We start from the raw sequence: 13,257 nt of genomic DNA, 5'->3' as shown, positions 1-13,257 counted from the left end.
AGCCGGCCCGTGGTAAACGGGTCGACTCGGTATGCTTGCTTGTTTGGCCGCCTTAGCCTGACAACCCTGGAGTGTCTGGTTTGATTGTCTTCCGTTATCTGTCCCGCGAAGTCCTGTTGACCCTGAGTGCCGTGAGTGCGGTGTTACTGGTCATCATCATGAGTGGTCGTTTCGTCAAGTTCCTGGCCCAAGCCGCCGCTGGCGCCCTGGATCCGGGGTCACTGTTCCTGATCATGGGCTACCGGATGCCCGGCATGCTCCAGTTGATCCTGCCGCTTGGCCTGTTTCTCGGCATATTGCTGGCCTATGGCCGGCTGTATCTGGAAAGCGAGATGACCGTGCTGTCGGCTACCGGCATGAGCCAGCAGCGCCTGCTGGCCATGACCATGGTGCCTGCCGCCGGCGTTGCTCTGGTAGTGGCCTGGTTGAGCATGAGCCTGGCGCCCCAGGGGGCCATGCAGTTCCAGTTGCTGCTGAACAAACAGGATGCGATGACTGAGTTCGACACCCTCGAGCCCGGTCGCTTCCAGGCGCTCAGCGACGGTTCGCGGGTGACCTACACCGAAACCATGACCGATGACCGCTCCAACCTCGGCGGCGTGTTCATTTCCCAGAAGAACCTCGGCCAGAACCAGAAAGACCGTGGCATTACCATCCTGGTGGCCGACAGCGGGCGCCAGGAAATCCGTCCCGATGGCAACCGCTACCTGATCCTGGAAAACGGCTACCGCTACGACGGCAGCCCTGGCCTGGCGGATTATCGGGCGATCAAGTACGACACCTATGGCGTCATGCTGCCCAAGGCCGAGATCAGTGACGAGGTCACCGACCGCGACGCGCTGCCCACCTCATCGCTGTTGGGCAGTCCGGAGTTGCGCTCTATCGCCGAGTTGCAATGGCGCCTGTCCCTGCCGCTGCTGGTCTTTATCGTGACCCTGATGGCCGTGCCGCTGTCACGCGTCAACCCGCGCCAGGGGCGGTTCCTCAAGTTGCTGCCGGCGATCCTGCTGTACATGGCTTACCTGACCATCTTGATTTCTGCCCGTGGTTCCCTGGAGAAGGGCAAGTTGCCGCCGGCCCTGGGCCTGTGGTGGGTGCACGGGGTTTTCCTGATGATCGGCCTGGGGCTGCTCTACTGGGAACCTATCCGTTTGAAAATGAAGAGCCGTCGTGGCCTGAAGGAGTTGGCTCGTGGCTAAGCTTGATCGCTACATCGGCATTAGCGTACTGATCGCCATCCTGGCGGTACTGGGCATCATCCTCGGCCTGGCCTTGTTGTTCGCCTTCATTGATGAAGTGGGCAACGTTACTGACACTTACACAGTCACGGACGTGCTGAGCTACGTAGCACTGACCGCGCCGCGTCGTCTTTACGACATGATGCCAATGGCCGCGCTGATCGGCTGCCTGATCGGCCTGGGCACCCTGGCCAGCAACAGCGAGCTGACCATCATGCGCGCCGCCGGGGTGTCCATCGGCCGTATCGTCTGGGCGGTGATGAAGCCGATGCTGCTGCTGATGGCCTGCAGCGTGCTGATCGGTGAATACGTCGCGCCACCGGCCGAAGCCACCGCTCAGGCCAATCGCGCCCTGGCCCAGGGTTCGGGCGATGCGCAAAGCGCCAAGCATGGCCTGTGGCACCGCCAGGGTGACGAGTTCATCCACATCAACGCCGTGCAACCGGGGGGCCTGTTGATCGGGGTGACCCGCTACACCTTCGACAAAGAGCGGCATATGTTGTCGTCCAGCTTCGCCAAGCGCGCGCAGTACAGTGGCGAGCAATGGCAACTGAGTGACGTCACCACCACGCACTTCCGTAACGTGGGCCAGGGCACCCAGTCCAGCACCGAAGTGATCAACGTGCCGACCGAGCAGTGGGATATCGCCCTCAAGCCGGAATTGCTCAACACCGTGGTCATGGTGCCGGAAGCCCTGCCGATCTCCGGTTTGTGGAGCTATATCCACTACCTCAAGGAGCAGGGTTTGAACAATGGCCGCTACTGGCTGGCGTTCTGGGTGAAAGTCTTGCAACCGGTGGTTACCGCCGCCTTGGTGTTGATGGCGATTTCCTTTATTTTCGGGCCATTGCGCTCCGTGACCCTGGGCCAACGGGTATTTACCGGCGTGCTGGTAGGCTTCACCTTCCGCATCGCCCAGGACTTGCTCGGGCCGTCGAGCCTGGTATTCGGCTTCTCGCCGCTGTTTGCGGTGCTGGTGCCCACGGCCATTTGTGCCGTGGCCGGGTTCTGGCTGCTGCGCCGGGCCGGTTGAAGCCGCGCTCGCGAAATGCCACTCACTGTAGGAGCGAGCTTGCTCGCGAAAATCTGCGAAACGCCGCGTTCATCCTGGACAAGCGCGTTATCGTTGGCGATTTTCGCGAGCAAGCTCGCTCCTACAGTTTTAAGCCCCATTAAAGTGGGGCTTTTTTGTATTGGTCAGCAAAGATGACGTCTGGCCTGAGCATCAGGTACAATTCCCGGCTATTTTTCAGCGGGCAATCTGCCTGCAGCCTTTTTGAGTGTTGATCCGTGAGTGATTTGAGTCATATCCGCAATTTCTCCATCATCGCCCACATTGACCATGGCAAGTCGACGCTGGCCGATCGATTTATCCAGATGTGCGGTGGCCTTGCCGAACGTGAAATGGAAGCCCAGGTACTGGATTCCATGGACCTCGAACGCGAGCGCGGGATCACCATCAAGGCCCACAGCGTTACCCTGTACTACACCGCCAAAGACGGTATCAAGTACCAGCTGAACTTCATTGACACCCCAGGCCACGTCGACTTTACCTATGAAGTCAGCCGGTCCCTGGCGGCCTGCGAAGGCGCATTGCTGGTGGTGGACGCGGGGCAGGGCGTTGAAGCCCAGTCCGTGGCCAACTGCTACACCGCCATCGAGCAGGGCCTGGAAGTCATGCCGGTGCTGAACAAGATCGACTTGCCTCAAGCCGATCCTGATCGCGTCAAAGAAGAAATCGAAAAAATCATTGGCATTGACGCCACCGACGCCGTCGAGTGCAGCGCCAAGACCGGTCTGGGCGTCGACGAAGTGCTCGAGCGCCTGGTCAAGACCATTCCCGCCCCTACCGGCAACTACGAAGATCCGCTGCAAGCGTTGATCATCGACTCCTGGTTCGACAACTACCTGGGGGTTGTCTCCCTGGTACGCGTGCGCCATGGCCGTGTGAAGAAGGGCGACAAGATCCTGGTCAAGTCCACCGGCAAGATCCACCTGGTGGACAGCGTTGGTGTATTCAACCCCAAGCACACCGCCACCACTGATCTGAAAGCCGGCGAAGTAGGCTTCATCATCGCCGGTATCAAAGACATCCACGGTGCGCCGGTCGGTGACACCCTGACTTTGAGCTCTACGCCTGACGTAGACGTGCTGCCGGGCTTCAAACGCATCCAGCCGCAGGTCTACGCCGGCCTGTTCCCGGTCAGCTCCGACGACTTCGAAGACTTCCGTGAGGCTCTGCAGAAACTGACCCTCAACGATTCGTCGCTGCAGTACACCCCGGAAAGCTCCGACGCCCTGGGCTTCGGCTTCCGTTGCGGGTTCCTGGGCATGCTGCACATGGAAATCATCCAGGAGCGCCTTGAGCGCGAATACGATCTGGACCTGATCACCACAGCGCCGACCGTTATTTTTGAGCTGGCGCTGAAAACCGGTGAAACGATTTATGTCGACAACCCGTCCAAGCTCCCAGACCTGTCTTCCATCGAAGACATGCGCGAACCGATTGTGCGCGCCAATATTCTTGTGCCACAGGAACACCTGGGCAACGTGATTACCTTGTGTATCGAAAAGCGTGGCGTACAGCACGACATGCTGTTCCTCGGTACCCAGGTGCAAGTGACCTACGATTTGCCGATGAACGAAGTGGTCCTGGACTTCTTCGACCGTCTCAAATCCACCAGCCGCGGCTATGCTTCGCTGGACTACCATTTCGACCGTTATCAATCGGCTAATCTGGTGAAACTGGATGTGTTGATCAACGGCGACAAGGTCGATGCCCTGGCACTGATCGTGCACAAGGACAACGCGCACTACAAAGGTCGCCAGTTGACCGAGAAGATGAAAGAACTGATTCCGCGCCAGATGTTCGACGTCGCGATCCAGGCCGCCATTGGCGGGCAGATCATTGCGCGGACTTCCGTCAAGGCTCTCAGAAAGAACGTACTGGCCAAATGCTACGGCGGTGACGTAAGCCGTAAGCGCAAGCTGCTTGAGAAGCAAAAGGCCGGTAAAAAACGCATGAAGCAAGTGGGTAACGTGGAAATTCCACAAGAAGCCTTCCTTGCGGTGCTCAGGTTGGATAGTTAGGTCCTATGTCACTAAATTTCCCGCTGTTGCTGGTCATCGCCGTTGCCGTCTGTGGTCTCCTGGCGTTGCTCGATCTGGTGTTCTTCGCCCCGCGTCGGCGGGCGGCCATCGCCTCCTATCAGGGCAGCGTCAGCCAGCCCGATGCGGTGGTGGTCGAGAAGCTGAACAAAGAGCCCTTGCTGGTTGAGTACGGCAAGTCGTTCTTTCCGGTGTTGTTCATCGTGCTGGTGTTGCGCTCGTTTCTGGTAGAGCCGTTCCAGATCCCTTCGGGGTCGATGAAACCGACCCTGGATGTGGGCGACTTCATCCTGGTGAACAAGTTTTCCTACGGCATTCGCCTGCCGGTGATCGACAAGAAAGTCATCCCCGTGGGTGACCCGCAGCGCGGCGATGTGATGGTGTTCCGCTACCCAAGCGACCCGAACGTCAACTACATCAAGCGTGTGGTCGGCCTGCCGGGCGACGTGGTGCGCTACACCAGCGACAAGCGCCTGTTCATCAACGGTGAGTCGGTGGCCGAGAAGCTGTTGGGTGCCGAGCCGAACACCCTGGGCAGCGCTGAGCTGTACCAGGAAAAACTCGGTGCGGTGGAGCACGAAATCCGCAAGGAAATGAGCCGCTACCGCGCGATGCCGGATGGCCAGTGGAAAGTGCCTGCCGGGCACTACTTCATGATGGGCGACAACCGCGACAACTCCAACGACAGCCGCTATTGGGATGACCCCAACATTCCCAAGGACCTGCTGGGCATGGTGCCTGACGAGAACATTGTCGGCAAAGCTTTCGCGGTCTGGATGAGTTGGCCGGAACCCAAGCTCAGCCACCTGCCGAACTTCTCGCGGGTCGGGCTGATCAAGTAATACAAGCGGCGCTGTGAACACAGCGCCGAATGCTTTTCTGGGGCTTGGACATTTTCCGATGCCCGGTACCCATCAGGATTTGAATTTGAACACTGCGTCAATCGTCGATGGCCGCCGGTGCCATCAACTAGATATGGATAAACCGTGACCGTTTCTCTAAGTCGTCTCGAGCGTCAGCTCGGCTACACCTTCAAGGACCAGGAATTGATGGTCCTTGCCCTCACACACCGCAGCTTTGCAGGGCGCAATAACGAGCGCCTGGAATTCCTCGGTGACGCTATCCTCAATTTCGCCGCCGGCGAGGCGCTGTTCGAGCGCTTCCCCCAAGCGCGAGAAGGCCAGCTTTCGCGCCTGCGCGCACGCCTTGTGAAAGGCGAGACCCTGGCCGTGCTGGCCCGGGGCTTCGGCCTGGGCGAGTACCTGCGGCTGGGTTCCGGTGAGTTGAAAAGCGGCGGTTTCCGTCGCGAGTCAATCCTGGCTGATGCCCTGGAAGCCTTGATCGGCGCGATCTACCTCGATGCAGGCATGGAGACGGCCAAGGAGCGCGTGGTCGCCTGGTTGGCTTCGGAAATCGAAAGCCTGACGTTGGTCGACACCAACAAAGATCCCAAGACCCGCCTGCAGGAATACCTGCAGTCGCGTGGGTGCGAACTGCCACGTTACGAAGTGGTGGATATCCAGGGCGAGCCCCATTGCCGGGTGTTCTTCGTGGAATGTGAAATCACTTTATTGAACGAAAAAAGCCGAGGTCAGGGTGTGAGCCGTCGTATTGCCGAACAGGTAGCGGCCGCTGCAGCACTGATTGCCCTGGGCGTGGAGAATGGCCATGACTGATTCAACCGCAACACGCTGTGGCTATGTTGCCATCGTCGGCCGCCCGAACGTGGGCAAGTCCACGCTGCTCAACCACATCCTCGGCCAGAAGCTCGCGATCACCTCGCGCAAGCCCCAGACCACCCGCCACAACATGCTGGGCATCAAGACCGAAGGCAATGTGCAAGCGGTGTATGTCGATACCCCTGGCATGCACAAAGGTGGCGAGAAAGCCCTGAACCGCTACATGAACAAGACCGCCTCGGCCGCGTTGAAAGACGTCGACGTGGTGATCTTCGTGGTCGACCGCACCAAGTGGACCGACGAAGACCAGATGGTCCTCGAGCGTGTGCAATACGTGACCGGCCCGTTGATCGTCGCGCTGAACAAGACCGACCGTATCGAAGACAAAGCCGAGCTGATGCCGCACCTGACCTGGTTGCAGGAACAGCTGCCGAACGCCCAGATCATGCCGATCTCGGCCCAGCACGGCCACAACCTCGAAGCGCTGGAGCGCGTGATCGCCGGTTACCTGCCGGAAAACGAGCACTTCTTCCCGGAAGACCAGATCACCGACCGCAGCAGCCGTTTCCTTGCCGCTGAACTGGTCCGCGAGAAAATCATGCGCCAGATGGGCGCCGAGCTGCCGTACCAGATCACCGTCGAAATCGAAGAGTTCAAGCAGCAGGGCAAGACCTTGCATATCCATGCGCTGATCCTCGTCGAACGTGACGGCCAGAAGAAAATCATCATTGGCGACAAGGGCGAGCGTATCAAGCGCATCGGCACCGAAGCGCGCAAGGACATGGAGTTGCTGTTCGACTCCAAGATCATGCTCAACCTGTGGGTGAAGGTTAAGGGTGGCTGGTCCGATGATGAGCGTGCGTTGCGCTCCCTGGGCTATGGCGACCTGTAACGGGTTGCACGATGACTGGCGGGCTTGCTGTGGCGAGGGAGCTTGCTCCCGCTGGGCCGCGGAGCGGCCCCAACAAGGTCGACGAGGTTTTTCAGGTATAACTCGGTGACTGCTAGAGGGGCTGCTTCGCAGCCCAGCGGGAGCAAGCTCCCTCGCCACAAAAGCGCTCTCCTTCTTTAGAGATTCCCCGTCTCATGTCGCAATCCCCACCCCCCAGCCAACTCGCCTACGTCCTGCACAGCCGCGCCTACCGCGAAACCAGCGCGCTGGTGGACTTCCTCACGCCCCAAGGCCGCCTGCGCGCGGTATTGCGCAGCGCACGGGGCAAGGCGGGCACCTTGGCGCGGCCGTTCGTGGCGCTGGACGTGGAGTTTCGCGGCAAGGGCGAGCTGAAAAACGTCGGCCGCCTGGAAAGCGTCGGCACCTCGGCCTGGCTGAATGGCGATGCGTTGTTCAGTGGCCTTTACCTCAATGAACTGCTGATCCGCCTGTTGCCCGCCGAAGACCCGCACCCGGCGGTCTTCGATCACTACGCTGCCACCTTACTCGCCCTCGCTGAAGGCCGTCCGCTGGAGCCGCTGCTGCGCGCTTTCGAATGGCGTTTGCTCGACGACCTTGGCTACGGCTTCGAACTGGCCAACGACCTGCACGGCGAGCCCATCGCCGCCGATGGTATGTATCGCCTGCAAGTCGATGCGGGGCTTGAGCGCGTGTACCTGCTGCAGCCCGGCCTGTTTCAGGGCACCGAACTGCTGGCCATGAGCGAAGCCGACTGGCACGCTCCCGGTGCGCTGTCCGCCGCCAAGCGCCTGATGCGCCAGGCCCTGGCTGTGCACCTGGGCGGGCGGCCGCTGGTCAGTCGCGAGTTGTTTCGAAAGCCCTGACATCCCCGTGTATGCTGTGCACCGATTCTTTCCCTTTTCAGGAGCGCTTCCGTGACCACCAGCAATCGCATTCTTCTTGGCGTCAACATCGACCACGTCGCCACCCTGCGCCAGGCCCGGGGCACCCGTTACCCTGACCCGGTCAAGGCCGCGCTGGACGCCGAAGAAGCGGGCGCCGACGGCATCACCGTGCACCTGCGCGAAGACCGCCGCCACATCCAGGAGCGCGACGTGTTGCTGCTCAAGGACGTGCTGCAAACCCGCATGAACTTCGAAATGGGCGTGACCGAAGAAATGATGGCGTTCGCCGAGCGCATCCGCCCGGCGCATATCTGCCTGGTACCGGAAACCCGCCAGGAGTTGACCACCGAAGGCGGCCTCGACGTCGCGGGCCAGGAAGCGCGGATCAAGGCCGCGGTGGAGCGCCTGTCGCGGATCGGCAGTGAAGTCTCGCTGTTTATCGACGCCGACGAGCGCCAGATCGAAGCCTCCCGCCGCGTGGGCGCCCCGGCGATCGAGCTGCACACTGGCCGATATGCCGATGCCACCACGCCGACCGAAGTGGCCGACGAGTTGCAGCGCATCATCGACGGCGTGAACTGCGGGCTCAATGAAGGTTTGATCGTCAACGCCGGCCATGGCTTGCACTATCACAACGTCGAAGCCGTGGCCGCGATCAAGGGTATCAACGAACTGAACATCGGCCATGCGCTGGTCGCGCACGCGCTGTTCGTCGGTTTCAAAGGCGCCGTGGCCGAGATGAAAGCCCTGATTTTGGCTGCTGCCAAGGCCTGAGTGAACGCAGTCTAAAGAACACTGAGGACCAAAATGTGGGAGCGGGCTTGCTCGCGAATGCGGTGGGTCAGTTAAAGATGCATTTACTGAGACCCTGCATTCGCGAGCAAGCCCGCTCCCACATTTGATCTTCATCGGGTTTTACAATTGCGCCATGCGGCAATGCGAAGCCTTACTGTTTAGCCGACGCAGGTGTATCGTATCAGCCCTTTGCGGGCCCTTGGCCTGCGGCAGATACGCGAGGTTGTTGTGTCCCGATCCTTTTCCCGTCGACAAATCCTGGGTGGTCTTGCTGGCCTGGCCGTAGTAGGCGTCGGTGCCGGCGGTGGCTACCGCTATTGGCTGGGGAAAGTCGCTGAGTCCGAGGCCGGGCACGATTACGAGTTGATTGCCGCGCCCCTGGACGTAGAGTTGGTGCCGGGGCACAAGACTCAGGCCTGGGCGTTCGGCCCTTCGGCGCCTGGCACCGAGTTGCGCGTGCGCCAAGGCGAATGGCTGCGGGTACGCTTTATCAATCACCTGCCGGTCGCCACCACCATCCACTGGCACGGCATCCGCCTGCCGCTGGAAATGGACGGCGTGCCCTACGTCTCGCAATTGCCGGTGCTGCCTGGCGAATACTTCGACTATAAATTCCGCGTGCCCGATGCCGGCAGTTACTGGTACCACCCCCATGTCAGCAGCAGCGAAGAACTCGGCCGTGGACTGGTCGGCCCGTTGATCGTGGAAGAGCGCGAACCCACCGGTTTCAAGTACGAACGCACCTTGAGCCTGAAGAACTGGCACATCGACGAAGAGGGCGCGTTTGTCGAGTTCAGCATCCCCCGTGAAGCGGCGCGTGGCGGCACGGCCGGGCGCCTCTCGACTATCAACGGCGTGCCCCAGGCGGTCATCGAGCTACCTGCCGGGCAAATCACCCGCGTGCGCCTGCTCAACCTCGACAACACCCTGACCTATCGCCTCAATATTCCCGGCGTCGAAGCGCAGATCTACGCGTTGGACGGCAACCCCATCGAGCCGCGCCCGTTGGGCAAGGAATATTGGCTGGGCCCGGGCATGCGCATCTGCCTGGCGATCAAGGCGCCGCCGGCGGGCGAAGAGCTGTCGCTGCGCAACGGCCCGGTGCGCCTTGGCACCTTCCGCTCTGTCGCCAATACCGACGCGCCTACCGCATGGCCACCAGCATTGCCGGCTAACCCGGTCGCCGAGCCAGACCTGGCCAATGCCGAGAAACTCAACTTCAATTTCGAATGGGTCGGTTCAGTGTCGGTCAATGTCGAAAACGGCAAGCCACCGAGCCTGTGGCAGATCAACGGCCAAGCCTGGGACATCACTGACAAGACCTGTGCCGACCGCCCGATTGCCAAGCTGGAGAAGGGCAAGAGCTACATTTTCGAATTGAAGAACATGACCCAGTATCAGCACCCGATCCACCTGCACGGCATGAGCTTCAAGGTGCTTGCGTCCAACCGCCACAAGGTGATCCCGTATTTCACCGACACCTACCTGCTGGGCAAGAACGAGCGCGCCCGCGTGGCCTTGGTGGCGGATAACCCAGGGGTGTGGATGTTCCATTGCCATGTGATCGACCACATGGAAACCGGCCTGATGGCCGCCATCGAGGTGGCGTGATGCGCCAGATTCGCCCCGCTGCGATTATCGACCGCAGCCGTGACCAGGACTTTATGCGCGAAGCCCTGGCGCTCGCCGCCCAAGGCGCCGCATTGGGCGAAGTGCCGGTGGGTGCGGTGCTGGTGCAGGACGGTGAAATCATCGGCCGCGGCTTCAACTGCCCCATCAGCGGCAACGACCCCAGTGCCCATGCCGAAATGGTCGCGATCCGCGATGCTGCGCAAGCGATCAGTAACTATCGGCTGGTGGGCAGCACGCTGTACGTGACGCTGGAACCGTGCAGCATGTGCGCGGGGTTGATCGTGCATTCGCGGGTTGCGCGGGTAGTGTATGGCGCGCTGGAGCCGAAGGCGGGCATCGTGCAAAGCCAGGGGCAGTTTTTTACCCAGGGCTTTTTGAATCATCGGGTGTTGTTTGAAGGCGGGGTGTTGGCCGAGGAGTGTGGGGCTGTCCTCAGCGAGTTCTTCAAGGCTCGCCGAGCTAAACCACAATCTAACTAACGCTGAAAAAAACCATGTGGGAGCGGGCTTGCTCGCGAATGCGGTGTGTCAGTCACATTATCTTTGACTGACACACCGCATTCGCGAGCAAGCCCGCTCCCACAGTTTGATCTCCATTTATTCAAGAAGATCGGCGGGTCATTTGCGAGCGATGATCACCGCCCGCATCGGCGCCGGCAGCCCTTCAATGGTCTTGCTGTGATCCTCAGGGTCCAGGAAATCACTCAGCGACTGATACTTCATCCACTGCGTGCCACGCTGTTCCTCAACCGTGGTCACGCTCACATCCACGCACCGCACCTCACTGAACCCGGCCCGGCGCAGCCACAGCATCAACGCCGGCACCGACGGCAGGAACCACACGTTGCGCATCTGTGCGTAACGGTCTTCCGGCACCAGCACTTGTTGTTGGTCGCCTTCCACCACCAATGTTTCCAACACCAGCTCGCCGCCCTTGACCAGGGTGTCCTTCAACGCCAGCAAATGCTCGATGGGCGAGCGGCGGTGGTAGAACACGCCCATGGAAAATACCGTGTCAAAGCCTTCCAGGTTCGCCGGCAAGTCTTCGAACGGGAACGGCAAGTGCCAGGCCTTGGGCTCGGACAAGTAGCGCTGCACCGCCTGGAACTGGCAGAAGAACAGCCAGTTGGGGTCCACGCCAATCACGCTGTCGGCCCCGGCGCCGAGCATGCGCCACATGTAGTAGCCGTTGCCGCAGCCTACGTCGAGGATGCGCTTGCCTTTGAGGTCCAGGTGAGGCGCGACCCGCGACCACTTCCAGTCCGAACGCCACTCGGTGTCCACATGCACGCCGAACAGATGGAACGGGCCTTTGCGCCAGGGGCTCAGGCCCATCAGCGCCGTGTGCATCTGTGCGCGGGTGGCGTCGTCGCAATCGGTGTCCAGCACTAGGCCGTTGAGTAAATCTACGCTGCTGGGCTGGATCTTCGGCAGTGCATCCAAGGCGCTCTGCCAGCGCTCCAGGTCGCCATGGCCCTTTTCCATTTTGCTATCGAGCTGCGCTTGCAGGCCCTGGGCCCACACGGCCAGGGGAGTGCCGACCAGGTGGCGGGCGAGGGGAGACAAATCAATCATGGCAAGGCAATCAACGAGGCAAAGTTAAGACACTGGAACCACGGCACGACTTTCGAGAACCCGGCCGCCAGCAGGCGTTCGCGATGTTCTTCGAGGCTGTCGGGCTTCATGACGTTTTCGATGGCGCTGCGCTTCTGGGCGATTTCCAGTTCGCTGTAGCCGTTGGCGCGCTTGAAGGCGATATGCAGGTCGGTCAGCAGCGCGTGTTCATCTACATCGTTGAAGCGCAGCTTTTCCGAGAGGATCAACGCCCCGCCCGGCAGCAGCGCCTGGCGAATGCGCCCCAGCAACGCCAGGCGCTCCTGGGGGGCGATAAATTGCAGGGTGAAGTTCAGGGCCACCACCGAGGCGGGCTTGAATTGCAGGGCGAGAATATCGCCCTCGATCACCTCCACGGGCAGCAACTCCTGGAACATCGAGTCCTGGCCATTGAGGTATTCGCGGCAGCGCTCGACCATCGCGGCGGAGTTATCCACGGCGATCACCCGGCAACCCTCGGTGCGTACATGGCGACGCAGGGCTTGGGTCACGGCACCTAGGGAAGAGCCCAGGTCATACAGCACGCTGTGGGGCTGGGCAAATTGCGCGGCCAGCACGCCGAGGTTCTCGACGATGGTGGGGTAGCCCGGCACCGAGCGCTTGATCATGTCCGGGAACACCCGCACCACATCCTCGTTAAAGGCGAAGTCCGGCACCTGGGGCAGGGGCTGGGCGAATAGGCGATCGGGTTCTTTGCTCACGGCTGTTCCGGCGACGGTGGGGGAAAGGCCGGCATTTTAGCCAAGTTGCTCCTCGGATGCGCGGGTTGTCTGATGGAAAGCCGAGGCGGTGATGCCCCACTGCCCGAGCCAGTAGGTGGCGATCAGCAAATACGGCGCTGCCTCGAACGCCAGCACAAACCGATTGATGCCGATCAGCGCGTCGGAAACCACAAACGACATCGCACCCGTCGCCGCCAGCCACGCCGAACGTTTGGGCACCTCGCTGCCCAGTCGCGCCAATGCACGCCAGAGCATGGCGCTGATCACCAGTGCGTAAACCACCACGGGTATCAGCAGTTCACCCAAGCCGTGGGAGATCAGGATGCTCAGCAAAATTGCGCCCACGCCGAGGGCCAGCACCAGCGGCAGCAACGCCAAGCGCCGACAGTCACTGAAATAGGCTTTGAGATAGGCCAGATGCGCGAACAGAAACGCGCCCAGGCCAAAGATGAACAGGTCGCCTGGCCAGGCGAGCAACACGTCGCCCACCAGGGAAAAAATCAACCCCAGGCTGATCCAGCGTCGATACTCGGTGGGCGGCGCGTCATGCAGCCAACCCAGCAGCGCCAGCACCGGCAGCGGCTTGACCAGCAGGCACAGCAGCGTTGCATGGGTCGCCAGGCCGTAGACAAAGGTGCCGGCACCCATCAAGGCAAGGATCAGCCATGGCATA

13 protein-coding genes are annotated in these 13,257 nt (G+C 60.9%); 10 read left to right on the top strand and 3 right to left on the bottom strand.

The window, feature by feature from the left end; translation table 11 throughout:
* Positions 1–80: 80 nt before the first annotated feature.
* From lptF to tadA, 10 genes are all read left to right on the top strand, one after another.
* Positions 81–1,199: an LPS export ABC transporter permease LptF gene (gene lptF, locus ODQ19_RS00860; protein ID WP_330209105.1), complete on the top strand. Its 1,119-nt coding sequence runs from the start codon at positions 81–83 to the stop codon at positions 1,197–1,199.
* Positions 1,192–2,271, top strand: a complete 1,080-nt coding sequence (gene lptG / locus ODQ19_RS00855; RefSeq protein ID WP_330209104.1) for an LPS export ABC transporter permease LptG — start codon at positions 1,192–1,194, stop codon at positions 2,269–2,271. Before lptF ends, lptG begins: the two co-directional genes overlap by 8 nt.
* 257 nt (positions 2,272–2,528) lie before the next feature.
* The gene (gene lepA, locus ODQ19_RS00850; RefSeq protein WP_003210439.1) at positions 2,529–4,328 is read left to right on the top strand and encodes a translation elongation factor 4; all 1,800 of its coding nucleotides are present in this window, start codon (positions 2,529–2,531) and stop codon (positions 4,326–4,328) included.
* A 5-nt stretch (positions 4,329–4,333) separates the two neighbouring features.
* Positions 4,334–5,188 carry a signal peptidase I gene (gene lepB, locus ODQ19_RS00845; RefSeq protein ID WP_116667266.1) on the top strand — a complete coding sequence of 285 codons (855 nt, stop codon included), beginning with the start codon at positions 4,334–4,336 and terminating at the stop codon, positions 5,186–5,188.
* A 144-nt stretch (positions 5,189–5,332) separates the two neighbouring features.
* Positions 5,333–6,022 carry a ribonuclease III gene (gene rnc, locus ODQ19_RS00840; RefSeq protein ID WP_003188856.1) on the top strand — a complete coding sequence of 230 codons (690 nt, stop codon included), beginning with the start codon at positions 5,333–5,335 and terminating at the stop codon, positions 6,020–6,022.
* Positions 6,015–6,917 carry a GTPase Era gene (gene era / locus ODQ19_RS00835; RefSeq protein ID WP_005785147.1) on the top strand — a complete coding sequence of 301 codons (903 nt, stop codon included), beginning with the start codon at positions 6,015–6,017 and terminating at the stop codon, positions 6,915–6,917. Before rnc ends, era begins: the two co-directional genes overlap by 8 nt.
* Before the next feature lie 194 nt (positions 6,918–7,111).
* Positions 7,112–7,801 carry a DNA repair protein RecO gene (recO, locus tag ODQ19_RS00830; RefSeq protein WP_116667267.1) on the top strand — a complete coding sequence of 230 codons (690 nt, stop codon included), beginning with the start codon at positions 7,112–7,114 and terminating at the stop codon, positions 7,799–7,801.
* 51 nt (positions 7,802–7,852) lie between these two features.
* Entirely contained in the window at positions 7,853–8,596 is a 744-nt protein-coding gene (gene pdxJ, locus ODQ19_RS00825) for a pyridoxine 5'-phosphate synthase (RefSeq protein ID WP_069558075.1), read from the top strand.
* 249 nt (positions 8,597–8,845) lie between these two features.
* Positions 8,846–10,228 (top strand): multicopper oxidase family protein, encoded by a 1,383-nt coding sequence (locus ODQ19_RS00820; RefSeq protein WP_116667295.1) that lies wholly within the window; start codon positions 8,846–8,848, stop codon positions 10,226–10,228.
* A complete protein-coding gene (tadA, locus tag ODQ19_RS00815; RefSeq protein WP_330209103.1) occupies positions 10,228–10,728 on the top strand; it encodes a tRNA adenosine(34) deaminase TadA in 501 nt (166 codons plus the stop codon). The genes ODQ19_RS00820 and tadA overlap by 1 nt, the downstream gene beginning before the upstream one ends.
* 138 nt (positions 10,729–10,866) lie before the next feature.
* On the opposite strand, the gene cmoB is transcribed toward tadA, so the two are convergent.
* From cmoB to ODQ19_RS00800, 3 genes are read right to left on the bottom strand one after another with little or no spacing between them, the layout of a single operon-like run.
* Positions 10,867–11,823, bottom strand: coding sequence for a tRNA 5-methoxyuridine(34)/uridine 5-oxyacetic acid(34) synthase CmoB (cmoB, locus tag ODQ19_RS00810; RefSeq protein ID WP_330209102.1), 957 nt, complete (start codon positions 11,821–11,823; stop codon positions 10,867–10,869).
* A complete protein-coding gene (gene cmoA / locus ODQ19_RS00805) occupies positions 11,820–12,563 on the bottom strand; it encodes a carboxy-S-adenosyl-L-methionine synthase CmoA (protein ID WP_330209101.1) in 744 nt (247 codons plus the stop codon). The genes cmoB and cmoA overlap by 4 nt, the downstream gene beginning before the upstream one ends.
* Positions 12,564–12,599: 36 nt before the next feature.
* On the bottom strand, positions 12,600–13,256 hold the full coding sequence (locus ODQ19_RS00800) for a lysoplasmalogenase (protein WP_330209100.1): 657 nt from the start codon (positions 13,254–13,256) through the stop codon (positions 12,600–12,602).
* Position 13,257: the final 1 nt, after the last annotated feature.

Source organism: Pseudomonas sp. AM4(2022) (assembly GCF_036346515.1).
GTDB lineage: Bacteria > Pseudomonadota > Gammaproteobacteria > Pseudomonadales > Pseudomonadaceae > Aquipseudomonas > Aquipseudomonas paracarnis.
This window is presented reverse-complemented; position numbering and strand designations above follow the sequence as displayed.